The sequence below is a fragment of the Pelagovum pacificum genome (assembly GCF_016134045.1).
Lineage (GTDB): Bacteria > Pseudomonadota > Alphaproteobacteria > Rhodobacterales > Rhodobacteraceae > Oceanicola > Oceanicola pacificus_A.
Window position 1 is genome coordinate 2,174,049 of sequence record NZ_CP065915.1, and the last position, 24,094, is coordinate 2,198,142.

General features: G+C 67.4%; 21 protein-coding genes. 7 read left to right on the forward strand and 14 right to left on the reverse strand.

Features of this window, described 5'->3' with window-relative positions:
* Window positions 1-28 precede the first annotated feature (28 nt).
* Window positions 29-706, reverse strand: a complete 678-nt coding sequence (locus I8N54_RS10715) for an ABC transporter ATP-binding protein (protein WP_140192572.1) — start codon at window positions 704-706, stop codon at window positions 29-31.
* Window positions 699-2,021: an ABC transporter permease gene (locus I8N54_RS10720; RefSeq protein ID WP_140192571.1), complete on the reverse strand. Its 1,323-nt coding sequence runs from the start codon at window positions 2,019-2,021 to the stop codon at window positions 699-701. The genes I8N54_RS10715 and I8N54_RS10720 overlap by 8 nt, the downstream gene beginning before the upstream one ends.
* Window positions 2,022-2,220: 199 nt before the next feature.
* On the opposite strand from I8N54_RS10720, the gene I8N54_RS10725 reads away from it, so the two are divergent.
* Window positions 2,221-3,831: an ABC transporter substrate-binding protein gene (locus I8N54_RS10725; protein WP_140195475.1), complete on the forward strand. Its 1,611-nt coding sequence runs from the start codon at window positions 2,221-2,223 to the stop codon at window positions 3,829-3,831.
* A 155-nt stretch (window positions 3,832-3,986) separates the two neighbouring features.
* Here I8N54_RS10725 and I8N54_RS10730 read toward each other — a convergent pair whose 3' ends face one another.
* Together I8N54_RS10730 and proS are read right to left on the reverse strand one after the other, a co-directional pair.
* Window positions 3,987-4,622, reverse strand: a complete 636-nt coding sequence (locus I8N54_RS10730) for a DUF2937 family protein (protein ID WP_140192570.1) — start codon at window positions 4,620-4,622, stop codon at window positions 3,987-3,989.
* Between the two features lie 152 nt (window positions 4,623-4,774).
* Window positions 4,775-6,175 carry a proline--tRNA ligase gene (gene proS, locus I8N54_RS10735; RefSeq protein ID WP_140192569.1) on the reverse strand — a complete coding sequence of 467 codons (1,401 nt, stop codon included), beginning with the start codon at window positions 6,173-6,175 and terminating at the stop codon, window positions 4,775-4,777.
* Window positions 6,176-6,622: 447 nt separating this feature from the next.
* Here proS and I8N54_RS10740 point away from each other — a divergent pair, with 447 nt between their 5' ends.
* Genes I8N54_RS10740 through I8N54_RS10750 form a run of 3 tightly spaced genes read left to right on the forward strand, consistent with a single transcriptional unit; the run spans window position 6,623 to window position 10,567 of the window.
* The gene (locus tag I8N54_RS10740) at window positions 6,623-7,693 is read left to right on the forward strand and encodes an AI-2E family transporter (protein WP_140192568.1); all 1,071 of its coding nucleotides are present in this window, start codon (window positions 6,623-6,625) and stop codon (window positions 7,691-7,693) included.
* Window positions 7,690-8,367, forward strand: a complete 678-nt coding sequence (locus I8N54_RS10745; protein WP_140192567.1) for a P-loop NTPase family protein — start codon at window positions 7,690-7,692, stop codon at window positions 8,365-8,367. Before I8N54_RS10740 ends, I8N54_RS10745 begins: the two co-directional genes overlap by 4 nt.
* 31 nt (window positions 8,368-8,398) lie before the next feature.
* On the forward strand, window positions 8,399-10,567 hold the full coding sequence (locus tag I8N54_RS10750; RefSeq protein WP_140192566.1) for an RNA degradosome polyphosphate kinase: 2,169 nt from the start codon (window positions 8,399-8,401) through the stop codon (window positions 10,565-10,567).
* Window positions 10,568-10,571: 4 nt separating this feature from the next.
* Here I8N54_RS10750 and I8N54_RS10755 read toward each other — a convergent pair whose 3' ends face one another.
* Window positions 10,572-11,525 (reverse strand): NAD(P)-dependent alcohol dehydrogenase, encoded by a 954-nt coding sequence (locus I8N54_RS10755; RefSeq protein WP_140192565.1) that lies wholly within the window; start codon window positions 11,523-11,525, stop codon window positions 10,572-10,574.
* Window positions 11,526-11,647: 122 nt separating this feature from the next.
* On the opposite strand from I8N54_RS10755, the gene I8N54_RS10760 reads away from it, so the two are divergent.
* A complete protein-coding gene (locus tag I8N54_RS10760; RefSeq protein ID WP_140192564.1) occupies window positions 11,648-13,186 on the forward strand; it encodes a Ppx/GppA family phosphatase in 1,539 nt (512 codons plus the stop codon).
* A gap of 102 nt (window positions 13,187-13,288) precedes the next feature.
* Here the strand turns inward: I8N54_RS10760 and I8N54_RS10765 are convergent, their stop codons facing one another.
* The 5 genes from I8N54_RS10765 to I8N54_RS10785 all read right to left on the reverse strand — a co-directional run bounded on the left by I8N54_RS10765 (window position 13,289) and on the right by I8N54_RS10785 (window position 16,534).
* The gene (locus tag I8N54_RS10765) at window positions 13,289-13,672 is read right to left on the reverse strand and encodes a hypothetical protein (protein WP_140192563.1); all 384 of its coding nucleotides are present in this window, start codon (window positions 13,670-13,672) and stop codon (window positions 13,289-13,291) included.
* Between the two features lie 23 nt (window positions 13,673-13,695).
* Entirely contained in the window at window positions 13,696-14,703 is a 1,008-nt protein-coding gene (locus tag I8N54_RS10770; RefSeq protein ID WP_140192562.1) for an endonuclease/exonuclease/phosphatase family protein, read from the reverse strand.
* Entirely contained in the window at window positions 14,700-15,383 is a 684-nt protein-coding gene (locus tag I8N54_RS10775) for a molecular chaperone DjiA (RefSeq protein ID WP_140192561.1), read from the reverse strand. Before I8N54_RS10775 ends, I8N54_RS10770 begins: the two co-directional genes overlap by 4 nt.
* Before the next feature lie 78 nt (window positions 15,384-15,461).
* On the reverse strand, window positions 15,462-15,938 hold the full coding sequence (locus tag I8N54_RS10780; protein ID WP_140192560.1) for a GNAT family N-acetyltransferase: 477 nt from the start codon (window positions 15,936-15,938) through the stop codon (window positions 15,462-15,464).
* Window positions 15,935-16,534, reverse strand: coding sequence for a VOC family protein (locus I8N54_RS10785; RefSeq protein ID WP_140192559.1), 600 nt, complete (start codon window positions 16,532-16,534; stop codon window positions 15,935-15,937). Before I8N54_RS10785 ends, I8N54_RS10780 begins: the two co-directional genes overlap by 4 nt.
* 127 nt (window positions 16,535-16,661) lie before the next feature.
* On the opposite strand from I8N54_RS10785, the gene nhaA reads away from it, so the two are divergent.
* Window positions 16,662-17,843, forward strand: a complete 1,182-nt coding sequence (nhaA, locus tag I8N54_RS10790; RefSeq protein WP_140192558.1) for a Na+/H+ antiporter NhaA — start codon at window positions 16,662-16,664, stop codon at window positions 17,841-17,843.
* Between the two features lie 33 nt (window positions 17,844-17,876).
* On the opposite strand, the gene I8N54_RS10795 is transcribed toward nhaA, so the two are convergent.
* Genes I8N54_RS10795 through I8N54_RS10805 form a run of 3 tightly spaced genes read right to left on the reverse strand, consistent with a single transcriptional unit; the run spans window position 17,877 to window position 21,395 of the window.
* The gene (locus I8N54_RS10795) at window positions 17,877-18,248 is read right to left on the reverse strand and encodes a DUF4174 domain-containing protein (protein WP_140192557.1); all 372 of its coding nucleotides are present in this window, start codon (window positions 18,246-18,248) and stop codon (window positions 17,877-17,879) included.
* Between the two features lie 53 nt (window positions 18,249-18,301).
* Entirely contained in the window at window positions 18,302-20,383 is a 2,082-nt protein-coding gene (gene scpA / locus I8N54_RS10800) for a methylmalonyl-CoA mutase (protein WP_140195473.1), read from the reverse strand.
* A gap of 25 nt (window positions 20,384-20,408) precedes the next feature.
* On the reverse strand, window positions 20,409-21,395 hold the full coding sequence (locus I8N54_RS10805; RefSeq protein WP_140192556.1) for a hypothetical protein: 987 nt from the start codon (window positions 21,393-21,395) through the stop codon (window positions 20,409-20,411).
* A gap of 142 nt (window positions 21,396-21,537) precedes the next feature.
* On the opposite strand from I8N54_RS10805, the gene I8N54_RS10810 reads away from it, so the two are divergent.
* Window positions 21,538-22,044 (forward strand): DUF4174 domain-containing protein, encoded by a 507-nt coding sequence (locus I8N54_RS10810; protein ID WP_140192555.1) that lies wholly within the window; start codon window positions 21,538-21,540, stop codon window positions 22,042-22,044.
* A gap of 34 nt (window positions 22,045-22,078) precedes the next feature.
* On the opposite strand, the gene I8N54_RS10815 is transcribed toward I8N54_RS10810, so the two are convergent.
* Window positions 22,079-24,079, reverse strand: a complete 2,001-nt coding sequence (locus I8N54_RS10815) for an acetyl-CoA carboxylase biotin carboxylase subunit (protein WP_140192554.1) — start codon at window positions 24,077-24,079, stop codon at window positions 22,079-22,081.
* Window positions 24,080-24,094: the final 15 nt, after the last annotated feature.

A 24,094-nucleotide genomic window follows, 5' to 3' on the forward strand; every position in this document is an offset into this window, starting at 1 on the left:
CAGGGGCATGACCCCGCCTTGATCAGGATCAGTCGGGGACGACGCGACCCGCGTCGAGCTTCACAACCCGGTCCATCCGCGCGGCGAGGTCGAGGTTATGTGTCGCGATCAGCGCCGAAAGGCCGGTGCCGCGCACCAGCTCCATCAGCGCGCCGAACACCCGGTCCGATGTCCCGGGGTCGAGGTTGCCCGTCGGCTCGTCCGCCAGCAGCAGGCGCGGCTGATTGGCCAGCGCGCGGCAGAAGGCGACGCGCTGCTGCTCGCCCCCCGACAGCGCGGCGGGCCGATGGTCGCCCCGCTCTTCCAGACCGACGGTGCCGAGCAGCTCCAGCGCGCGCTTCGACGCCTCGCTGCGGGACGCACCGTTGGCGAGCTGCGGCAGGACGATGTTCTCCTCCGCCGTGAATTCCGGCAGGAGATGGTGGAACTGGTAGATGAAACCGATCTGCTGACGCCGGATCGCGGTGCGGCGGCGGTCGGAAAGCGCGGTCAGCTCCTCCCCGCCCAGCAGGACCTGCCCGCTGTCCGGCGTGTCGAGCAACCCGGAGATATGCAACAGCGTGGACTTCCCCGCGCCCGAGGGCGCGACCAGAGCGACGACTTCGCCCCGGTCGACGGACAGGTCGACGCCGTGCAGCACGGAGACCTCGTTCGGCTTGCCCTTGTTGTAGCTCTTGGTGACGGCGGACAGGCTCAGTTCACTCATAGCGCAGCGCCTCCACCGGGTTCATCCGTGCCGCGCGGCGGGCCGGGAAGATCGTGATGATCCAGCTCAGCCCCAGCGACAGCGCGATGGAGGACAGCACGTCGTCGAGTTCCAGCTTGGCGGGAAGGTTGTAGACACCGCGGATCGAGGGGTCCCAGACCCCGCCGCCGCCGATGTAGTTCACGACAGAGAAGATCGGGTCGATGTAGATCGCGAAGAGGCAGCCGAGGATCATGCCCATGGCGGTGCCGAGTGTCCCGATCCCCGCGCCGCAGATGAAGAAGACGCGCAGCACCGTGCCCTCCGTCAGTCCCATGGTGCGCAGGATGCCGATGTCCGACCCCTTGTTCTTCACCAGCATCACGAGGCCCGAGATGATGTTGAGCGAGGCGATCAGCACGAGGATCGACATGATGATGAACATCACGTTGTCCTCGACGGTGAGTGCCCGCAGGTAGGCCCCCTCGTTGTCCTTCCACGAGAACAGGCGGTTGCCGGGTTCCAGCTGCCGGTAGACCGGGTCGATCCAGCGCTCGACGTTGTCCGGGTCGTCGACGAAAATCTCGATGACATCGACGCTGTCGCCCTTGGAGAAGAACGCCTGGCTCTGGTCGAGCGGCATGTAGATGCGGCTGATGTCGGTGGCGTAGCGGCCGGTCTGGAAGATGTAGACGATGTCGAAGGTTGCCCGCCGCGCGGCGCGGCCCCCCACGGTCTGCACGCCGTTGGCGGTGACGAAACTGACGGTATCGCCGACCGTCGCGCCAAGGGCGCGGGCGACGCCCGACCCGATGGCGATCCCGTCCTCGACCCCGAACTCGGCGATATCGCCGACGCTCTCCTGCGGTTCGCGCACCAGCGGAATGTTGGAGAGGTCCTCGGGCGTGATGCCGTAGACCTGCACGAACGTCGCCTCGTCACGCAGGCTGGCCAGAACCTCGCCCCGCACGACCGGATCGGCACGCTCGACCCCCTCGATCGAGGCGAGCCTGTCGCTGACCTCGTCGTAATTGTCGATGGTGCGCACGGTGCGCGGCACTTCGATCTCCTGGTCGCCCTGCGTGACGACCGTGACCTCCTGTCGGACCATGTCGATGGTGAGGTGCGAGCTCGAGCCGACGATCGTGTCGACGAACTCCTGCCGGAAGCCGGAGCGCACGGCGAGCGTCGCGATCAGCGCGAAGACGGCCAGCGTCACACCGAGGAGAGAAATCCATGTCATGACCGAGACGCCGCCCTCTGCGCGGCGGGCGCGCAGATAGCGCCATGCGATCATCCATTCGAACCGGGCGAAAGGGCGCGGCGGTCTGCTCATTTTTTTGGCCTCGTAACGGATGCGTCCTACCTCTACGCTCCCAAGAGCATGGTCAAGCAGGGATGGTTCTTGATTGATTAGTCAATCGACCCGCGTAAGATGACCTTGCGAAACGCCCCGCGAGGGGACCAACATTCATCAGCCGGAGACAACCGTGACTGAATTCTTCAACAGGGATAAAATCCACCCCGCGATCCACATGCACGTGGAAGAAGTGGCCGAAGGCAAGTTGAGCCGGCGCGAGTTCCTCGCCCGCTCCACCTCGCTCGGCGTCACCGCGGCCACCGCCTACGGGCTGATCGGCGTCGCGATGCCGACGCCGGCGAGCGCGCAGGACATGCCGATGGGCGGCACGATCCGCATCCAGCAGGACGTCCGCGCCCTGACGGATCCGCCGACCTTCAGCTGGCCGCAGATCGGCAACACCGTACGCGGCTTCCTCGAGTTTCTCGTGCAGTACAACGCCGACGGCACGTTCGAGCCGCGGTTGCTTGAAAGCTGGGAAGTCAACGACGACGCGACCCAGTACATCCTGCACGTCCGTCCGGGCGTGACCTGGAACGACGGCCGGGGCGAGCTGACCGCGCAGGACGTCGCCTACAACTTCACCCGCTGGTGCGACGGCAACTGGGAAGGCAACTCGATGGCCTCCCGCATGGCCGCGCTCCAGAACGAGGACGGCTCCGGCGCCGCCGAGGGCGCGATCGAAGTGGTTGACGACCTTACCGTGCAGCTGAACCTGACCCGGCCCGACATCACGATCATCCCCGCCGTGACCGAGTACCCGGCGGCGATCGTGCCCGACGGCTGGTCCGGCAGCCCGGCCGACGATCCCGTCGGCACCGGGCCCTACCGGTTGGTCGAGCTCGAGATCGGCGTGCGCGCCGTGCTCGAGAAGGACCCCGATCACCCGTGGTGGGGCGAAGGCGCCTATGTCGACCGGATCGAGTTCATCGACTACGGCACTGACGGTGCGGCCTACGTCTCCGCCGCCGAGGCCGGCGAGATCGACATGACCTACGAGACGGTCGGCGAGTTCGTCGAGATCTTCCAGGCGATCGGCTGGCAGGAAAGCGAGTCCGTCTCGGCCAACACTCTGACGCTGCGCACCAACCGCCTGACCGAGGTGAACGGCGAGACGCCTTATGCGGACGCCCGCGTGCGCCGCGCCCTTGCGATGGCTTGCGACAACCAGGTGCTGCTCGAACTCGGCTATGCCAACCGCGGCACGCTGGCCGAAAACCACCACGTCTGCCCGATCCACCCAGAGTATGCCGACATCGGCGCACCGCCCTATGATCCCGAAGGCGCCCGCGCGCTGATGGAAGAGGCGGGCATGGCCGACTATGTGCACGAGCTCATCTCGATCGACGACGACTGGCGTCGCAACACGTCGGATGCGCTCGCCGCGCAGCTCCGCGACGCGGGCATCCAGTGTGAGCGTACGGTGTATCCGGGCTCGACCTTCTGGAACGACTGGGCCAATTTCGCCTTCTCCTCGACCGACTGGGGCCACCGCCCGCTCGGCGTGCAGATCATGGCGCTGGCCTACCGCTCCGGCGTGGCCTGGAACGAGACGGGTCTCGCCTCGGAAGAGTTCGACTCGATGCTGGACGAGGCCTCGGCCATCTCCGACGCCGCGGCCCGCCGCGACGTGATGGAGCGGATCGAGAAGTTCCTTTGGGAAGACGGCACGATCATCCAGCCCTACTGGCGCTCGCTCTACCGCCACGCGCGGCCGGGCGTGATCGGTGGCAACAGCCACCCGATCAACGAGATCCACGTTCACACGCTGGCGCTCGAAAGCTGATCGCGGCGGCGGGCCGCCCTGCGGCCCGCCCCGTTCCTTTCGCCGCGCGTTCCGCGCGTCGATCAGCGGGGGAGGCTCTGCCTCCCCCGACCCCCTCCGGAATATTTGAAGCCCAAAGAAGGGCGCGGACCAGGCAGCCTCGCTCGTGCGCGGGCTCAGCGTTGCCGGGTCAAGGGCGGCTCACGGCGGCCGATCTCGCCGCGCAGCGGCGGCTCCCGCGGGTAGTCGTCGGGATCGAAGCGGTCCCGGTCGTAGCGGCCGCGGCGCTCGTAGGCGTAATCTTCGTAATCGTCATGATCGCGCTCGCGCCGGCGGAACGGAAGCAGCAGCACCCAGAACAGAGCGCCGACCACCATCCAGCCCGCCGCGTAGCCAGCGAGTGTCGACAGCAGGCCCGGCAGCGACAGCGGCATCGCGGGCACGAAGTCGTTCCACGTGCCCTGCAGCGTCTCCATGTCGCCCATCCGGTGCGGCAGAAGCATCCGCTCCAGCGCCGTCGCCTGCTGGAGCGCGTCATGGCTCTGCGTCAGGCTGTCGTAGCGGGCAAAGGTGCGGGTCATGTCCGCCCGGCGGTCGTCGAGGAACTGCGTCCCCGTCATCTGCGCGAGCGCAGCGTCGCGCGTCAGGCCCGACCGTTCCGCCGTCGCGTCGAAATCGGCGACCACCAGCGACAGCGCGTCGATCTGGCCAGCCAGCCTCTGGGTATATTGCTGGGAGAACTCGGGGTATTGCGACAGCGCCATGGCCCCGGCCAGGCCACCGGCCATCGCCAGCATCCGCACGATGATCATCTCTTGCCTACCTCGGACCGAACCGGCCTCTGCGACGCCCCTCTTTGCCGGGAGCTGCCCTCAGGGTAGCAAATTTGATCGTTTTCGCAAAGCGGCGCCGTGCGGCCCCCATGTCAGGGGGCCGTCCGCCGGGTTCGCCTGTCAGATGACCGTCAGATCCAGGTGTTGAAGGTCCGGCCCGGCATCGGTTCCACCTCGGGGTGGCGGACGCGGACATTGTGGCCGGCGTAGATGCGCGCGACCTTCGCCACGGCGGCCTCCGGCGGCAGCTCCTCGCTCTCGCCCGTGCGGCGCGAGGTCAGCTCCACCACACCGTTCTTCAGACCGCGCGGCCCGACGGTGATGCGCCACGGCAGGCCGATCAGGTCCATGCCAGCGAACTTCGCCCCTGCCCGCTCGTCACGGTCGTCGTAGAGCACCTCGAGCCCCGCCGCGTCGAGCGCGTCGTAGAGCTTTTCGCAGGCCGCATCGGCCTCTTCGTCACCGGTCTTGAGGTTGACCAGGCCCACGTGAAACGGCGTCACGCCCTCGGGCCAGATGATGCCCTTGTCGTCGTGGTTCGCCTCGATGATCGCGCCGAGCAGGCGGCTCACCCCGATCCCGTGAGAGCCCATGTGGACCGGGATCTGCTTGCCGTCCGGGCCCTGCACCACCGCGCCCATCGGCTCGGAATACTTGGTGCCGAAGTAGAAGATCTGGCCGACCTCGATGCCGCGCGCGACGCGGCGGCGCTCTTCGGGGATCTCGTTGAAGATCGCCTCGTCGTGAGTTTCGTCCGTGCGGGCATAGCGCGAGGTGAACTCCTCCAGCACGCCGCGGCACTGCTCATGGCTGTCGTAGTCGATCTCCCGGTCGCCGAACTTCAGATCGGTGATCTCAGAATCGTAGAAGACCTCGCTCTCGCCGGTTTCGGCGAGCACCAGGAACTCATGCGTGTCGTCGCCGCCGATCGGGCCGGAATCCGCGCGCATCGGGATCGCCTGAAGGCCCATCCGCTCGTAGGTGCGCAGGTAGCTGACGAGGTGACGGTTGTAGGCGTGCAGAGCGTCTTCCTTGGTCAGGTCGAAGTTGTAGCCGTCCTTCATCAGGAACTCGCGACCGCGCATGACACCGAAGCGGGGGCGGACCTCGTCCCGGAACTTCCACTGGATGTGGTAGAGCGTCATCGGCAGGTCCTTGTAGGACCGCACGTAGGAGCGGAAGATGTCGGTGATCATCTCCTCGTTCGTGGGACCGAACAGCATGTCGCGGTCATGCCGGTCGCGGATGCGCAGCATCTCCGGCCCGTAGGCGTCGTAACGCCCGGATTCCTGCCACAGCTCAGCCGATTGCAGCGTCGGCATGAGCAGCGGAATGTGCCCCGCGCGCTGCTGCTCTTCGTGAACGATCGTTTCGATCTTCTTCAGCGTGCGGAAGCCGAGCGGCAGCCAGGAGTAGATGCCGGCGGAGGCCTGCTTGATCATGCCGGCCCGCAGCATGAGCCGGTGGCTGACGATCTGCGCCTCTGCGGGCGTTTCCTTGAGAACGGGCAGGAAGTAGCGGCTGAGACGCATGGACGCGTTCCCCTGGTAACGTGAATTGGTCCCGGCACGTCTAGAAGAGCATCCGCCCACAGGCAAGCGCCCGAACGCCGGCGCGCGGGAGGACGGAAGGCCCCGGACCCGAAGGTCCGGAGCTTCGCTGCTGGATGTCTCGAGGTCACAGGAGCCGGCCGGCACCGGACAGAGGGACCTGGCCCGGCACCGGCCGGCGAGGCGACCGCCCGTCTGCTCACGTGCGCCCCTGGGGTTGAGAGGGGGCTGGCGGCCGCACCTGCCGGACCCTCACGGGTCGGTCCGGCGCCTGCGACATCCCTACTTTCGCACGCAACGGCCTCTGCCCGCCCCGTGCCGCTCCAGCAGGTCGCATGCAGATTTCGAGCAGCCGCGCCCGACGCTCCAGACAGTGCTTGCTCTGCCCGGCGCGAGTGGCGACATAGGGACAAACAGTCAGGAGTCAGCATGTCCCTTCCCGTGTCACACCAGGCCCGTTACTGGGGCATCGCGCTCGTGGTGTTCCTGCTCGTGCTGTGGGTCCTGGGGGACGTGCTGACGCCCTTCATCCTCGGCGGCGCGTTCGCCTACATCCTCGACCCGATCGCCGACCGGCTGGAGCGGCTCGGCATGAAGCGCATCCTCGCGGTCATCACCATCTCGCTGGCGGCGGTGCTGATCTTCGTGCTGATGGTCCTGCTCGTCGTGCCGACGCTGGTGCGCCAGACGTCCCAGCTGATCGCCACGGCGCCGGAATTGTTCGGCAACCTGCGGGATTGGCTCACGGCCCGCTTCCCCGAGATCATGGACGAGGATTCCACCGTCCGGCAGCAGATCGCCACCATCGGAGACACCATCAGCTCTCGCGGGGGTGAGGTCCTGACGACCGTGCTCGGCTCGGCGATGTCGTTCCTGAACGTGCTGTTCCTTCTCGTCATCGTGCCGGTGGTGACCTTCTACCTGCTGCTCGACTGGGACCGGATGGTGGCGCGCATCGACACACTGCTGCCGCGCGAACATGCGCCGACGATCCGCCGCCTCGCCGGAGAGATCGACGATACGCTGTCCTCCTTCATCCGGGGTCAGGGCCTGGTGATGCTGATCCAGGGCACCTTCTACGCCGTCGCGCTGATGATGGTCGGCTTGCAGTTCGGCCTCGTCGTCGGGGCGGTGGCGGGGTTCGTCTCCTTCATCCCCTATGTCGGCGCGATCGTGGGCGGCGGGCTCGCCATCGGGCTGGCCTTCTTCCAGTACTGGGGCGACTGGTGGATGATCGTGCTGGTCGCGGCGATCTTCTTCCTCGGCCAGTTCCTCGAGGGCAACATCCTGACGCCCAAGCTGGTCGGCGACAGCGTCGGTCTGCACCCGGTGTGGTTGATCCTCGCGCTGGCCGTCTTCGGCGCGATCTTCGGCTTCGTCGGCCTGCTGGTCGCCGTCCCGGTCGCGGCGATGATCGGGGTGCTGACCCGCTTCATCACGCAGCAATACATGAAGAGCGCGCTCTACCGCGGCGTCGATCCGCCGGGAGACGAATCGTGACGGGCGAGCAGCTCTCCTTTCACTGGCCGCGAGAGGCGGAACTGGACGAGCAGTCCTACTTCGTCTCCGAGGCGAACGACCACGCCTGGCGCGTCACCGTCGCCCCCGAGACCTGGCCGGCCCACAAGCTGGTCCTTGTCGGGCCCGAGGGCGCGGGCAAGACCCACCTCGCCCGGCTGTTCGCCGACCGCACCGGTGCGCTGATCCTCGACGCGCCCGCGCTCACCGGCGACGAAGCGCTGCCCGACGACGCGCCAGCCGTGGTGCTGGAGGATGCCGACCGCCTGCCGGCGCAAGCGGAGGAGTTCGTCTTCCACCTGCACAACAGCTTACACCGCACCGGCCGGCCGTTCTTGTCCACCGCCTGCACACCGCCGACGTCCTGGCCGACGGCGCTCCCCGACCTCGTGTCGCGGATGACGGCGGCAAGCGTCGTGCGGATCGGCAATCCCGACGACGATCTGCTCGAAGCGGTGCTGCTCAAGCTGCTGGTCGACCGTCACCTCAAGTTCGAGGATGCGCTCATTCCTTACCTCGTGACGCACATGAACCGGTCATTCGCCGACGCCAGCCGCATGGTCGCAATGCTGGAGCGTCGGGCAGTCGACGAACGCCGCGCGATTTCACGCAGACTGGCGCGGGAGATTCTGGACAGCGAGGCCGAGACTTCCTAAGCCCGCTGATATCCCCATTGCCGAGAGTGTGATGTCCGAGAGCGACTTCCTGACCGCCCCGTTTCCCGCGCCCGTCGAGCCCGATTTCGACATCGACGGACCGGGCCGGTTCTTCAACAGGGAGCTGTCGTGGCTCGGCTTCAACTGGCGGGTGCTGGAAGAGGCGGAGAACCCGCGCGTCCCGCTTCTTGAGCGGCTGCGCTTCCTGTCGATCTCGGCCACCAACCTCGACGAGTTCTACACCGTGCGCGTCGCCGGCCTGCGCGAACTGGCGATGACCGGCATCACGACGCCCGCGATGGACGGCATGACCCCGGCCGAGCAGCTGCGCCGCATCGACATCGACGCACGCGCGCTGATGCAGCGCCAGCAGGAGATGCTGAACCTGCTGCGCCGCGAAATGGAGGCGGAGGGCCTCTCGATCCTCACCGGCGACGACCTTGACGACGCCGACCGCCTGCACCTGCGCGAAGTCTTCCTCAGCCAGGTGTTCCCGGTCCTGACCCCGCTCGCCATCGACCCCGCGCACCCGTTCCCCTTCATCCCGAACGAGGGTTTCGCGCTGGCGCTGCAGCTGGAGCGTCGATCGGACAAGCGCCTGCTCAGGGCGCTTCTGCCGGTGCCGAACCAGATCGACCGCTTCCTGTCGCTGCCTTCAGAGAGCGGCCACCGCTTCCTGCCGCTGGAAGAGCTTCTCCTGCTGGAGCTGGACCGGCTGTTCCCGGGTTACCGCCTGATGGGCCACTGCGCCTTCCGCGTGCTGCGCGACAGCGACCTCGAGGTCGAAGAAGAAGCCGAAGACCTCGTGCGCGAGTTCGAAGTGGCGCTGAAGCGCCGCCGCCGGGGCGAGGTCGTGCGCCTCAAGATCTCGGCCGGCGCGCCGGAGGGCCTGCGCAAGGTCATCATGGAAGAACTCCCCGTCCGGGAAGAGGAAGTGGTCGAGGTCGACGGCCTCGTCGGCATCGGCGCGATCAGCGAGCTGGTGATCGACGATAGGCCCGACCTGCTCTGGTCGACCTTCACGCCGCGCGTGCCGGAGCGCGTTCAGGACCATGACGGCGACATCTTCGCCGCGATCCGTCAAAAGGACATGCTGCTGCATCACCCCTACGAGACGTTCGACATGGTCGTCCGTTTCCTGCAGCAAGCGGCCCACGACCCCGATGTCGTCGCGATCAAGCAAACGCTCTACCGGACCTCCAAGAACTCGCCCATCGTCGACGCCCTCTGCGAGGCGGCGGAGGATGGCAAGTCCGTCACCGCGCTGGTCGAACTGAAGGCGCGCTTCGACGAGGCCGCCAACATCCGCCAGTCCCGGCGGCTGGAACGCTCCGGCGCGCACGTCGTCTACGGATTCATCAACTACAAGACCCACGCGAAAATCAGCACCGTCGTGCGGCGCGAGGGCAAGCGGCTCGTCACGTACACGCACTTCGGGACCGGCAACTACCACCCGATCACCGCCAAGATTTACACCGACCTGTCGTTCCTGACCTGCGACGCCGCGCTCGGACGCGACGCGACGAAGGTCTTCAACTACGTCGGCGGTTATGCCCAGCCCGAGGGGCTGGAGAACCTCAAGATTAGCCCCGAGAGCATGAAGCCGTTCCTGATCGACATGATCCGGCAGGAGGCAGAGCATGCCCGCGCCGGCCGCCCCGCGGGGATCTGGGCGAAGATGAACGCGCTGATCGAAGGCGACGTGATCGACGCGCTCTACGAGGCGAGCCAGGCCGGTGTGCAGATCGACCTGGTGATCCGGGGGATCTGCGGGCTGAAGCCCGGCGTGCAGGGCCTGTCGGAGAACATCCGCGTCAAGAGCATCGTCGGCCGCTTCCTCGAGCATTCGCGCATCGTCTGCTTCGGCAACGGGAACGAGCTGCCCTCCCGCGAGGCCCGGGTGTTCTTCTCCTCCGCCGACTGGATGAGCCGCAACCTCAACCGCCGGGTCGAGACGCTGATCGAGGCGACGAACCCGACGGTGAAAGCGCAGATCACCGAACAGATCATGGCTGCCAACATGGCAGACACGGCACAGAGCTGGGTGATGCGGCCCGACGGCAGCTTCGTGCGCTGTCCCCTGTCCGAGGGGAAGCGCCCCTTCAGCTGTCACCGCTTCTTCATGGAGAACCCGTCACTGTCCGGGCGGGGCAAGGCGGGGGTCGCGGACGTCCCCGTGCTCGCCCACCCCGAGGACTGACCGGTCAGCCGGGAATGTCGAGCACGACGATCCCGGTCTTCGTCCCCGTCGCGGCGTACTCGTACGCCTCCCGTACCCGGTCCATCGGGTAGCTGCGGTCGATCACGGCGCGGTAGCGGCCCTCTGCCATCAGTTCCGACAGCATGGACGGGATCGCATCGGCATCGCGTGGCATCGGCAGCATGACGCGGCCGCGCCGCCCGGCGAGCGTGTAGAACAGGGCAAGCCGCAGAACCTCGCCACCGGGTCCGAAGTCGGTCGAGGCGAAGCGCCCCGTATAGGTCAGCTTGGCCCGCACGCGGCGGAACCGCAGTTTGCCGATCGCGTCGAGCACACCGTCGAATTCCTCCGGCAGCTCGTCCAGCGTCCGGCTGTCGATGGCGAGGTCGGCGCCGAGACCGGAGGCGAGGTCGATCTGGTGGGGCTCCACGGCGGCCACTACGCGCGCACCGCGCGCCTTGGCGATCTGGATCGCGGCGGAGCCGACCGCCCCGCCACCGCCGAACACCAGCAGCCGGAATCCCTCGCCCACGCCGAGCGCCTCGAGCACGGAATGGGCGTACCATCCGCCTTCGCACAGGACTGACTGATCGAAGCCGATCCCGTCGGGGATCGTCGCTACCGGCCCGTCGGCGGCGACGACGAGGTATTCCGCATGGGCGCCGTACTGCCCGGGCGACATGCCGAAAACACGGTCACCGGGGGCGAAGCGCTCGGACCGACTCTCTTCCACGACGCCCGCGAAATCGAGGCCGAGCACTGTCGACTTCGGCCCGAACAGCCCGGTCACCACCCGCGCCGCTTTCGGCTTGCCCGCCAGCGTCGCGACATCGGTCCGCGACACGCTGGAGGCGGCGATGCGGATCAGCAACTCTCCGGCCCCGCAATCCGGCATCGGTCGCTCCCCGAGGGTGAGGACGTCGGGCCCGCCATATCTGTCGTTGATGACCGCTTTCACTTGAGCCTCTCCCCTATTCACCGGTACGCGCTACCTGACGCGTGGGGAATCTAGCGGCCACGGCATTGACCCGCCATGACCAAATCGCCCACGCTTCGGACGGGGCGAGGAAAGACGAAGACATGAACGAGACGCCGAAAGACTTCGACTACGGCCCCTTCGGCAGACCGCTGTTCGACGATCCCAAGGCGCGCGCCCTGTCGCGGATCGGCGTGATCGACGTCGGCTCGAACTCCGTCCGGTTGGTGATCTTCGACGGCGCGGCACGCAGTCCCGCCTATTTCTACAACGAGAAGGTGATGGCCGGCCTTGGCAGCGGCCTCGGCGAAACCGGACGGCTGAACCCTGAGGGCAAGGTCCGTGCGCTCTCCGCGATCCGCCGGTTCGCTGCGCTGGCCGACTCGCTCGGCATCTCCCCCCTGACCGCCGTCGCGACCGCGGCGATGCGCGATGCCGAGGACGGGCCCGAGTTCCGCGCCGAGATCGAGCGCGAGACCGGCGTGCGCATCTTCGTCATCGACGGCAAGGAAGAGGCGCGACTGTCGGCGCAGGGGGTTCTGCTCGGCTGGCCCGGCAGCTTCGGCCTCGTCTGCGACATCGGCGGCTCCTCGATGGAGCTCGCCAACCTGCGCGACGGCGAGGTCGGGCGACGCCTGACCTCCGCGCTCGGGCCGCTGAAGCTGCAGGGCATCAAGGGCGGCAAGAAGGCGATCACCGCTCACATCCGCGAGGTCGTGCAGGGTATCTTCGAGGAGATGGGCGGCGAGACCGGCCAGCGGCTGTTCCTCGTCGGCGGTTCGTGGCGGGCGATCGCGCGCATCGACATGGAGCGGCGGGACTACCCGCTCCACGTCCTGCACGAATATCGCATGAAGCCGAGCGACGTGTCCAAGACGGCGGAGTTCATCCGCAAGGCAGACCCCTCGGACCTCCGCAGCAAGTGCCGCATCTCGGAAGCGCGGATGTCGCTCGTCCCGCTTGCCGCGCCGGTGCTGTCCGAGGTGGTGCGTACCTTCAAGCCCAAGGACATCACCATCAGCTCCTACGGCATCCGCGAGGGGATGCTCTACGAGCAGATGCCTCCGCACCTGCGCGAGCGCGACCCGCTGATCGAAAGCGCCCGCTTCGCCGAGGCCAAAGACGCCCGGATGCCGGGCTTCGGCCGGACGCTCTACGATTTCGTCATGCCGTTGTTCCCCCGGGCCGACTGGCAGAAGAAACGGATCATCAAGGCGGCCTGCCTGCTGCACGACGTCAGCTGGCGCGCGCACCCCGATTACCGGGCCGAGGTGACGTTCGACAACGCGACCCGCGCCAACCTCGGCGGGCTGAAGCATGGCGAGCGCATCTATCTCGGCCTCGCGCTGCTGCACCGCTATTCCTCCAAGCGCGAAGGCACGGTTTACGAACCGCTTTTCGCGCTCGTCTCGGATCAGGAACAGGCGGAGGCCGAAGTGCTCGGCCGGGCGATGCGGTTCGGTGCGATGCTGTGGATGCATGCCGAGGAAGCGCCGGGTCGCCTCGAATGGCAGCCCAAGAAGAAGGTCCTGTCGCTGCACCTCACCGAACATGCCCGGCCGCTGTTCGGCGAAGTGGCGGAATCGCGCTTCAACGCGCTCGCCGCCGCGCTCGGCGCGGAAGCGAAGGTCAAGGTCGGCTGAGCCGGTAAGTCTTGCCAAGAGTTCGCACCACTGCGCGGGTGCTGAACCTTGAGAAGTCGTGTGCCTCCGGCGGGAGGTATTTCCGGCCAGATGAGAGAGCAGTCAGAGCTCTACTTCGGCGTCCTCGTCCGACATCGGCGGCTCCCACGGCGGGGCCTCGGGGCTGCGACGGATGATGATGTCGCCGTTCGGCAGGATCTCGGGCTTCTCGTAATTGCCGATCTCGTCGATCATGCTCATCGTCTCGGCCAGTGCCGGGCCCATCTCGCTGGCGAAGGCCCGCAGTGCGTCGCGCATCTCTTCCGAGACACCTTCGAGGTCGTCAATCGCCGGTTCCAGCTCTGACATCAGGCCCCGGAACAGAAGGCGGGCGCCCTCCTCCATGAGACGGGATCCGGAGTCGATGTCGCTCTCCTCCTCCGTCTGGGCGGTGAGGGGCGCGGCGATCAGGGCGGTGGCCAACGTGGCGGCGATCAGGCGTTTCATATCCCGAAGATAGGGCGTCCCCGTCAGATTGCGAGGTCGATGCTCACCGGAAAATGGTCGGACGCATCAAGCAGCGCCTGCCGCAGCTCCGCATCGGCGTAGCAGTCCGGATCCTCGAACGGGTGCCAGATCAGCCAGCGCGGCCCGTGGTTCAGCAGATCACGCGACACCATCACGTAGTCGAGCATCGCCGTCAGGTAGCGCCCGTCCGGCGGCACCTTGAAGCGCGCCGACGTCGGCAGCGCCACGCCGGGCCGCTTGGTCAGCAGCGCGCGGGCATGCGGATCGAACAGCCGCCCCTCACCCTCCTCGCCGAGCAGGATTTCGATGCCAGACCGGCCGAACAGCTTTTCGTACTCGTCGAGACCGGGGCCGTCGTTGAAGTCGCCCATCACGATCAGGCTTTCGCCGAGATCGAGCAACTCCTCCACGCGACGGCGCAACCAGATGCACTGGGCCAGCTGCTTGCGCCGGTTGGCGATCGAGATGCGCATCACCTCGTCCGGCGTCGTCGCACCGTGCGGCGCCTTCGACTTTGCGTGGACCCCGATCAGCTTCAGCATGGTCCCGGCGGCAGTCGTCACCTCGAGCTCCAGCGGCGGCTTCGACCAGCTGATCGTCTCGGGCGCGCGGTCGACGTCGAGGTCGATCCGGTAGCTGGCGTCGAACCGTGGCACCGCGTCGCTGGCATGGGGCGCATGGCGCGGCGTGACGACAGCCGGGTCGTAGAGAAGCGCGATCTCCTGTTGGGTGTCGTTCACGAAGCCCATCACGGCCGCGCGTGTCCTCAGCCCGAAGCGCCGGGCGAATCCCTCGAGCGCCGCGACCCCGTCGCGCCGGCGGTTGCTGTCGGGGGCCTCGATCACCATCACCGCGTCGGCGTCCATCGCGCCGAGGACCGTGGCGATGGCCTGTGCCTGCCGCGCGCGGGTCACGTCGCGGCGGGCGGACCAGCCGTCATCCTCCATCAGGCGCGCCTCGTCGTCGAACAGGTTGTTGAACCATTCGACGTTGTAGGTCGCGATCCTCACGACGGGCGGGCCTCGTTGATCTGCTCCCACGCGCGGTTTACGGCGATCAGCCGCTTCTCGGCGAGCTTCACGGCCTCCTGCGGCACACCGCGCGCCACCATCACGTCCGGGTGGCTCTCGCGCACCAGCCCGCGCCAGGCCGAGCGGACTTCCTCCATCGGGGTGTCCGGTGTGACGCCGAGCACATCGTAGGGATCACGCTCGGCATCCGGCACGAAGCGCGCCCGCAGCCGGGCGAAGCGGCGCTCGTCGAAGCCGACGATGCGGGCGACGTTGGACAGGAACTCGTCCTCCGCCGGGTGGTAATCGCCATCGGCGAGCGCGATGTGGAAGAGCCCCTCCATCAGGTCGGCGAGCGTCTCGGACTCGTCCTCGAACATCCGTCCGATCCGGCGCGCGTAATCCTCGTAGCCGGCGACATCGGTGCGGGCGAGGTTGAAGAGCCGGGCGGCGTTCTTCTCCTGGCTCTTCGGGATGTGGAACACCTCGCGGAAGGCCGTCACTTCGTCCCGGGTCACCAGCCCGTCGGCCTTGGCCATCTTCGCCCCCAGCGCGATGACGGCGATGGCGAAGGCGGCGCGCCGCTCGGGCGGGCTGCGCAACGTGTCGAAGACGGTCGACAACCCCTCGCCCTGACGGAGGGCGGCAAGCGCGTCGGCAATGCGGGACCAGATTGACATGAGGCTCAGCCTATCCGTTGGGGGAGAACTTGTCAGACGAGAAAACGACGCGGGTCGGCCCGTCCGTCGCGGAAAATGTCAGTCGGCGAGCTCCAGCCGCATCAGGACGAGGTCCATCCAGCGGTCGAACTTGCGGCCAACCTCGGGCAGGCGGGCGATCTCGGTGAAGCCGAGCCGGGCGTGAAAGGCGATCGCGCCCGGGTTTTCGCTGCTGATCCCGGCCCACATCGTGTGCATTCCGGCCGCGTGCGCATCCGCGACCAGCCACGCCACGAGCGCCCGGCCAAGGCCCCGCCCCTCCGCCCCGGCGGCGACATGAACGGAATGTTCGACCGTGTGGCGGTAGCCATCGCCGCCGCGCAGCTGGACGTAACAGCCGAAGCCGACGACCTCGCCCGCCTCCTCGGCGACGACGAAGGGGCGCGCGGGGATCATCGCGGCGACCTCGTCCACGCTCTTCTCGACCGACGCGAAGGTCGCGGAGGTTTCGCGGATCACGCGGTTCCAGATTCGCGCGATCGCCGCTGCATCGTCAGGCACGGCGCAGCGGATCACAGCGTGATCTCTCCCGCCGGACCGGTCAGCCGTGCAGAAATGGCGAGCGCACCCGTCTCGAACCGGACCCGCGAGTCGGTGAGCGGCAGCAGGCCCGCGATGCGCTCCCCCTCGGGATGGCGGACGGTCAGCCGGTCGAGCCGCAGCCCGCTGTCGGCCAGCCGCTCCGGTGGCGTCACGACGCCATCGCCCCACTGGATGAGGGTCGGATAGGCGCCGTCCATCGGCAGACAGCCGTCTTCGGGCACCGTGATCCGCCAGTTCAGCTCGCCCCGGGTCACGGGAACGGCATGTCCCTTGCCGTCGGGCGCGAGCACCATCGCGGCGTCGAGATCGGGCACGGCGCAGACCCAGGTGATGAGCCGCGGCGCGCCCTCGAACCCGTCGAGGCCGAACCACCTTGGACCGGCACAGGATGCTCCCGGCTCGATCGCGATCACTTCGAGGTAGAGATCTCCCAGTCTCAACAGGCGGTTATGCGTGCCGAACCGCTCGTGGCGACCGCCCGGCAGCAATGCCACGCCAAGCTGCGCTTCCGCCCAGGCGACACCCTCGTCGAGGTCGCCGCAGCCGATGACGAGATGATCGAGACGCATGACTACTCCGCAATTCGGGCGCGGCACCGCGCCGCAATTTGGCAGAACATGCCTCGTGCCTCTTGATGCCGGGGTCCTCGCCTATAGGTCAATATGAGGTGAACTGTAAAAACTGAAAGGATGATTGATGGGCCTGCGCGCCTCGCTAGACGCGTTTTTCAAACATGATGCCTTCGGAGGCATCCTCCTCATGGTCTCGGCGCTGCTTGCGCTGATCGTCGCCAACTCGGCGCTGCAACCCTACTACAACGGGGTTCTGACCAGTTATCTCTCCGTCACGATCGAGGGCGACGGGTTGGAAAAACCCCTGCTTCTCTGGATCAATGACGGGCTGATGGCCATCTTCTTCCTGCTGATCGGTCTCGAACTGAAACGAGAGCTGCTCGAGGGCAAGCTCAAGAACCCAAGCGACGTCGTCCTGCCCGGCATGGCAGCCGTGGGCGGCATGGCGATCCCGGCGCTGATCTTCTTCGCGTTGAACGCGGGCGAACCGACCGTCGGAGGCTGGGCGATTCCGGCAGCGACCGACATCGCCTTCGCACTCGGTATCCTCGCGCTCGTGGGCAATCGTGCGCCCGCCTCGCTCAAGGTCTTCCTGCTGACGCTCGCCATCCTCGACGACCTCGGGGCGATCCTCATCATCGCCGTCTTCTACACGGCGGACCTGAAGGTCGATTACCTGTATCTGGCTCTGATCCCGCTCGCCCTGATGATCTGGCTGAACGTGAAAGGCGCGCACCGCATGGGGCTGATGCTCCTGCTCGGCGCGGCGCTCTGGACGCTCGTGCTGCAAAGCGGGGTGCACGCGACCCTCGCGGGGGTCATCACCGCCTTCTGCATTCCGCTGAAGGACAAGTACGGCAAGTCGCCGCTGCACTCGATGGAGCACGCGCTGGCGCCCTACGTCCTCTACGGGATCGTTCCGATCTTCGCCTTCGCCAACGCTGGTGTCGTGCTGTCGGGGCTCACCATGCCCGACGTGGTCGCGCCGCTTACGATGGGCGTGATGCTTGGCCTCGTGCTCGGCAAGCAGATCGGCGTGTTCGGCCTGACCTGGCTGATGGTGAAGATGGGCTATGCCCGCCTGCCTCACGGCGCGAACTGGCTGCACATCTACGGGGTCGCCGCGCTGGCCGGTGTGGGCTTCACGATGTCGCTTTTCATCGGCTCGCTCAGCTTCGCCGACCCGGACATGATGAACCAGGTGCGCCTCGGCGTGCTGTCGGGCTCCATCATCTCGGGCATCATCGGCTACACGGCGCTCCGGATGGCCTCGAGCCGCCCGGCCGTCGAGCCGGTCCCGGCCTGATCCAACGGTGGCGGCGGCCCGGCAGGGCCGCCGCTACTGCGCCTCGCGGCGGCGCATCGGCATCGAGTCGATCAGCGCGAACAGCGCGTCGAGATCGCAGGGCAGCGCCTCGACATGTTTCACCCCGCCATCCTTGCCAAGCAGGACCAGCGACGGACCATCCGGCTCTATCTCGCGCCTGCGAGCAAGGCCGCCGTCCGGGTCGGTATCGACAACCACGACCATGTCACGATCGACAAGCTCTGCCGAGCGATCGGCCAGCTGCGACAGTTGCGCCTCCAGAGCCTGCCGATCATCCGCCAGCAGAACGACCGGCCGTGCCGCCCAGCGCAGGGCGTCGAAATCGACCTCCGCGACCGGCCAGGGTGTTCCGGGCGTTCCGTTCCAGGTGTCGACGTCGCTCATGGTGATCTCCTTTCACGGCAGACCACCTAGCGGCTTCGGTGGAAAGACCAGCCCTACCCCGCACTACCGATCAGCTTGAGGATGTCCTTCGCCGCCGTCGGGATGTTGGTACCGGGGCCGAAGATCGCCTTCACGCCCGCGCCCTTCAGGAACTCGTAATCCTGCTGCGGTATGACGCCACCGCAGATGACGATGATGTCCTCCGCGCCCTGCGCCTTCAGCGCCTCGATCAGGCGCGGTGCCAGCGTGCGGTGGCCGGCTGCCTGGCTGGAGATGCCGACGACATGCACATCGTTGTCGATGGCGTCCTGCGCGGCCTCTTCCGGCGTCTGGAACAGCGGGCCGACGTCGACATCGAAGCCGATGTCGGCAAAGGCCGTCGCGATCACCTTCGCGCCCCGGTCGTGGCCGTCCTGGCCCATTTTCACCACCAGCATCCGGGGGCGACGACCCTCCGCCTCCGCGAAATCCTCGACCGCCTTCTGGATCTCGGCGAACTCGGCGTCGCCCTCGTAGGCCGCGCCATAGACGCCGGCGAGGGTCTTCACCTCGGCCCGGTGGCGGCCGAACACCTTCTCCATCGCCATGCTGATCTCTCCTACCGTTGCGCGCGCCCGCGCGGCCTCCACCGCCGCGTCGAGCAGGTTGCCGCCCTCGCCCGCGCGCCGCTCGAGCTCCGCCAGCGCGGCATCGCACGCGCCCTGGTCGCGGCCGGCGCGGATCCGTTCCAGCCGGGCGACCTGAGCGGCCCGGACCTTCACGTTGTCGACGTCGAGGATGTCGATCGGGTCTTCCTTGTCCTTGCGGTACTTGTTGACCCCGACGATCACGTCCGCACCCCGGTCGATCAGGGCCTGCCGCCGCGCCGCCGTCTCCTCGATCCGCATCTTCGGCATGCCGGAGGCGACGGCCTTGGTCATGCCGCCCATCTCCTCGACTTCCTCGATCAACGCCCAGGCTTTCTCCGCCAGCTCATGGGTCAGCGTCTCGACATAGTAGGAGCCGGCGAGCGGATCGACGACATGGGTGATCCCGGTCTCTTCCTGCAGGATCAGCTGCGTGTTGCGCGCGATCCGGGCGGAGAAGTCGGTCGGCAGGGCGATCGCCTCGTCCAGCGCGTTGGTGTGCAGCGACTGCGTGCCGCCCAGCACCGCCGACATCGCCTCGTAAGCGGTGCGGATGACGTTGTTGTAGGGGTCCTGCTCCTGCAACGATACGCCGGAGGTCTGGCAGTGCGTGCGCAGCATCGACGACTTCGGCGACTTCGGCTCGAACTCCGACATGATACGCGACCAGAGCAGCCGCGCGGCACGCAGCTTCGCGGCCTCCATGAAGAAGTTCATGCCGATCGCGAAGAAGAAACTGAGTCGCGGCGCGAAGCGGTCGACATCCATCCCCCGCCCGATGGCGGCGCGCACGTACTCGCGCCCGTCGGCGAGCGTGTAGGCAAGCTCCTGCACGAGGTTCGCCCCGGCCTCCTGCATGTGGTAGCCGGAAATCGAGATCGAGTTGAACTTCGGCATGTGGTCCGAAGTATACTCGATGATGTCCGCGACGATCCGCATCGAGGGTTCGGGCGGATAGACGTAAGTGTTGCGGACCATGAACTCCTTCAGGATGTCGTTCTGAATGGTCCCCGACAGCAGCGCCCTGTCGTGGCCCTGCTCCTCGCCGGCGACGATGAAAGAGGCGAGGATCGGGATCACAGCGCCGTTCATCGTCATGGAGACGGACACCTTGTCGAGCGGGATGTCGTCGAACAGGATCTTCATGTCCTCGACGGAGTCGATCGCGACTCCGGCCTTGCCGACGTCCCCCTCGACTCGTTCATGGTCGCTGTCGTAGCCGCGGTGCGTGGCGAGGTCGAACGCCACCGACACGCCCTGCTGACCGGCAGCCAGCGCGCGGCGGTAGAAGGCGTTGCTCTCCTCCGCGGTCGAAAATCCGGCATATTGGCGGATCGTCCAGGGCCGGCCGGCATACATCGTCGCTCGCACACCCCGCGTGAAGGGAGCAACACCGGGCACACCGCCCATGTGAGGCAATCCCTCGGTATCGGCAGCGGTATAGAGCGGGCTGACGTCGATCCCCTCGAGCGTGTGCCATGTCAGCTCGTCGGGCTCTCCGCCCTTCATCTCGGCGGCGGCGAGTGCGCGCCATTCATCCCGTGAGGTGTCGTCGGCCAAGGTCCTGTCCTCCTGTCATCGGCGGTGGGGGCACGCCCCGGATGCCGTCGGCTTCCCCGGTCACCGGGGCGGTTGGTCCGCCCTCGAATATCGCGAGCCCGTCCGCGCCGGCCCGAAGCCACGCAATGTCGTCACGGTAGAGCGCGTCGAGCGCGCGGCGCTGCTCCGCGTCGAAGGGCACCCAGCGGGCGTCCCCGTCCGGCAGTGCCGTCACGGGCAGGCCGGCATCGGTCAGAACCGCGCGAAGCGTGGCCACGCGGGGCGAGGCGGCGCACCGGTCGCGCGCCCCCGGCAGGCCCGGCGTGAAGCACGGGGCTCCGGTCGTCGGTCCCCCGCTTGATGGGCTGCCCGTCAGCAGGCCCGCCTGCCACTCCGGACGGCCCGCGCCATGTTCGAAGGACCAGACGCGTAGCTCCGCCTCGGGGAAGATCTTCGCGACTTCGGTCACCACGTGCCGCCAGCGGCGCGGCTGCGTCACCAGCCGGTCGAGCGCGGCGGCGTCGGGCATCCGATGGCCCCGCGCCACGGCGAAAGCACAGGCCGAGGACCAGTAGCCCTCGTACCCGCGTACCGCCAGTCCGATCCGGCTCACCTGGTCGAAGGCGGGGCGCAGCCGCGACAGCCGCTCAACCAGTCCGGGGTAGAGCCGCCCGGCGCGAAGGTTGTCCCGCGCCGCGCCGATCAGGTTCTCGTCCGACAGGATCAGCTGCCGCGTGCCGTCGCGCAGCGCGACCTGATGCGCGATCCGCAGCCGCCCGATCGCGCGCTCGATCCGCAGCAGGTCGGCCGGCCCGGTATCCTCCGGCCGCCGCATGAGCCCGTCGAGCATCCCGCCCCGCAGATGGCGCGGCGTCCAGGCGATCACGCCTGCCTCACGCAACATTGCACGGTTGCGGTCGAGGAACCGCTGCAACGTCGTGGTGCCGGTACGATGAGCGCCGATGTGCAGGATGACATCCATGTCAGGCAGTCCTTCAAGGTCGGGGTGTTGGCCCCGCCACCCTGCCCCGCGCTCTCTCACCAGCTCCTTAAACCTAAAATTGTCGTGGTTGCGGCGCCATGACGGTTTCGCTGCCCCGTCCCGACGCACTATATCTTTTGCCATGAACAGACTTTTCATGGCGCTCGCCGCCATTCTGCTCCTCCCCCCCGCGGTATCCGCGCAGGAGGCCGCTCCGACCGACCAGCCCACGGGCGCGCCGATAACGGCGGTCGAACGCTGGCAGGCCGCGCCGGACCGCGTGTTCGAAGCAGCCGAGATCGAGCTCGAGGATTTCATCTGGATCGCCCGGCCCGTCGTCATCTTCGCCGACACCCGCGCCGATCCGAACTTCCGCCGCCAGCTCGAGATGCTGTCCGAACGGATCGACGACCTCGTCGAGCGCGACGTGCTGCTGGTGATCGACACCGATCCCTCGGCCGAGAGCAGCGTGCGGATGCGGCTGCGCCCGCGGGGCTTCATGATGGCGCTGATCGGCAAGGACGGGCAGGTCAAGCTGCGCAAGCCCCTGCCGTGGAGCGCGCGCGAGCTGACCCGCTCCATCGACAAGACCCCGCTCCGCCAGCAGGAGGTCGAGGAACGGCGCATCGAACGGCAGCCGGTCCAGTAACTCCCGTTCGGGGACATCTGCGGGGGCGTGCGGGTCACTCGAACTCCATGATGACATCGTCGACGGCGAGGCTGTCGCCGGCTTCCGCGTTCACCTTCGCGACCACGCCCTTGCGCTCGGCCCGCAGGATGTTCTCCATCTTCATCGCCTCGACGGTGCAGAGCGGCTGTCCCTCCTGCACCTCCTGCCCCGCTTCGACGTCGACCTTCACGATCAGGCCCGGCATCGGGCAGAGCAGCAGCTTCGAGGTGTCCGGTGGCTGCTTCTCGGGCATCAGCGCGGCAAGTTCCGCCTGGCGCGGCGTGCGGACATGGACCTTCAGCTGCGCGCCCCGCGTGCGGACCGCGAAGCCGCCGGAGATCTTCGCGACCTTCAACAGCAGTGGAGCGCCGTCGATGGAGAGCCGCGCCAGCGGCTGGCCCGGGGTCCAGTCGCTCTCGACACGGTGCGACTGTCCACCCTCGAAGGTCACCGTCGCGCCCTCCCGGTCGGCAGACACGGTCACCGGGTAGCTCTGCCCCTGAAGGCTCACCACCCAGTCCGAACCGATCACCCGCTCGTGGTTGCCCATCCGGCCCGAGATCCGCGTGCGCCGGATCTCGGCGACCCGGTACATCGCCGCCGCGGCGGCCGCGACGGCACGAAGCGAAGTCTCGGGCAGCGTCACGCCGTCGAACCCCTCGGGCCATTCCTCGGCGATGAACGCCGTCGTCATGTTGCCGGAGGTGAACTTCGGATGATCCATCACGGCGGACAGGAACGGCAGGTTGTGCCCGATCCCCTCCACCTCGAACGCGTCGAGCGCGAGCCGCATCTCCGAGATCGCCTCGCCCCGGCTCGGTGCCCAGGTGCAGAGCTTGGCGATCATCGGGTCGTAATACATCGAGATCTCGCCGCCCTCGAAGACGCCGGTGTCGTTGCGCACCGCGCGCGTCGCGTCGGCGACCTCCTCCGGCGGGCGATAGCGCGTCAGCCGCCCAATCGAGGGCAGGAAGTTGCGGTAGGGATCCTCGGCATAGAGCCGGCATTCCATCGCCCAGCCGTTCAGCGTCACGTCCTCCTGCGACAGGGTCAGCGCCTCGCCGTTCGCCACGCGGATCATCTGCTCGACCAGGTCGACGCCGGTGATGAGCTCCGTCACCGGGTGCTCCACCTGCAGACGCGTGTTCATCTCCAAGAAGTAGAAGTTTCGCTCACCATCGACGATGAACTCGACCGTCCCGGCGGAGGTGTAGCCGACGGCCCGGGCCAGCGCGACGGCCTGCTCGCCCATCGCGGCGCGGGTCTCGGCGTCGAGAAATGGAGACGGCGCCTCTTCGATCACCTTCTGGTTCCGCCGCTGGATCGAGCACTCCCGCTCGCCGAGGTAGAGGCCGTTGCCATGCGCATCGCACAGCACCTGGATCTCGATGTGCCGGGGCTGGGTGACGAACTTCTCGATGAAGATACGGTCGTCCCCGAAGGAACTCGCCGCCTCGTTCTTCGAGGACTGGAAGCCCTCGCGCGCCTCCGACTCGTCCCATGCGATGCGCATGCCCTTGCCGCCGCCCCCGGCGGAGGCCTTGATCATCACCGGGTAGCCGATCTCCCCGGCGATCTTCACCGCCTCATCGGCGTCGCCGATCAGCCCCATGTAACCGGGCACGGTGGAGACCCCGGCCTCTTGAGCGATCTTCTTGGAGGTGATCTTGTCCCCCATCGCCTCGATCGCCTTCACGGGCGGCCCGATGAACGCGACACCCGCCGCCTCGAGGGCCTGCGCGAACCTCGGGTTCTCCGACAGGAAGCCGTATCCGGGATGGACCGCCTCGGCGCCGGTGGCGCGGATCGCCTCCATCACCTTGTCGATCACGATGTAGGACTGGTTCGCCGGTGCAGGGCCGATGTGGACCGCCTCGTCCGCCATTTTCACATGCAGCGCATTGCGGTCGGCATCGGAATAGATGGCGACCGTCTCGATGCCCATCGCCCGCGCCGTCTTGATGACGCGACAGGCGATCTCCCCCCGGTTGGCGATCAGGATTTTCTTGAACACCGGCCCCTCCTCCCT

Excerpts from the sequence above, each read along its gene's own strand:
- I8N54_RS10715 (WP_140192572.1), bottom strand. The coding sequence starts at position 706 with ATGAGTGAACTGAGCCTGTCCGCCGTCACCAAGAGCTACAACAAGGGC.
- I8N54_RS10720 (WP_140192571.1), bottom strand. The coding sequence starts at position 2,021 with ATGAGCAGACCGCCGCGCCCTTTCGCCCGGTTCGAATGGATGATCGCA.
- I8N54_RS10725 (WP_140195475.1), top strand. The coding sequence starts at position 2,221 with ATGCACGTGGAAGAAGTGGCCGAAGGCAAGTTGAGCCGGCGCGAGTTC.
- I8N54_RS10730 (WP_140192570.1), bottom strand. The coding sequence starts at position 4,622 with ATGATCATCGTGCGGATGCTGGCGATGGCCGGTGGCCTGGCCGGGGCC.
- proS (WP_140192569.1), bottom strand. The coding sequence starts at position 6,175 with ATGCGTCTCAGCCGCTACTTCCTGCCCGTTCTCAAGGAAACGCCCGCA.
- I8N54_RS10740 (WP_140192568.1), top strand. The coding sequence starts at position 6,623 with ATGTCCCTTCCCGTGTCACACCAGGCCCGTTACTGGGGCATCGCGCTC.
- I8N54_RS10750 (WP_140192566.1), top strand. The coding sequence starts at position 8,399 with ATGTCCGAGAGCGACTTCCTGACCGCCCCGTTTCCCGCGCCCGTCGAG.
- I8N54_RS10760 (WP_140192564.1), top strand. The coding sequence starts at position 11,648 with ATGAACGAGACGCCGAAAGACTTCGACTACGGCCCCTTCGGCAGACCG.
- I8N54_RS10765 (WP_140192563.1), bottom strand. The coding sequence starts at position 13,672 with ATGAAACGCCTGATCGCCGCCACGTTGGCCACCGCCCTGATCGCCGCG.
- I8N54_RS10775 (WP_140192561.1), bottom strand. The coding sequence starts at position 15,383 with ATGTCAATCTGGTCCCGCATTGCCGACGCGCTTGCCGCCCTCCGTCAG.
- I8N54_RS10785 (WP_140192559.1), bottom strand. The coding sequence starts at position 16,534 with ATGCGTCTCGATCATCTCGTCATCGGCTGCGGCGACCTCGACGAGGGT.
- nhaA (WP_140192558.1), top strand. The coding sequence starts at position 16,662 with ATGGGCCTGCGCGCCTCGCTAGACGCGTTTTTCAAACATGATGCCTTC.
- I8N54_RS10795 (WP_140192557.1), bottom strand. The coding sequence starts at position 18,248 with ATGAGCGACGTCGACACCTGGAACGGAACGCCCGGAACACCCTGGCCG.
- scpA (WP_140195473.1), bottom strand. The coding sequence starts at position 20,383 with ATGAAGGGCGGAGAGCCCGACGAGCTGACATGGCACACGCTCGAGGGG.
- I8N54_RS10805 (WP_140192556.1), bottom strand. The coding sequence starts at position 21,395 with ATGGATGTCATCCTGCACATCGGCGCTCATCGTACCGGCACCACGACG.
- I8N54_RS10810 (WP_140192555.1), top strand. The coding sequence starts at position 21,538 with ATGAACAGACTTTTCATGGCGCTCGCCGCCATTCTGCTCCTCCCCCCC.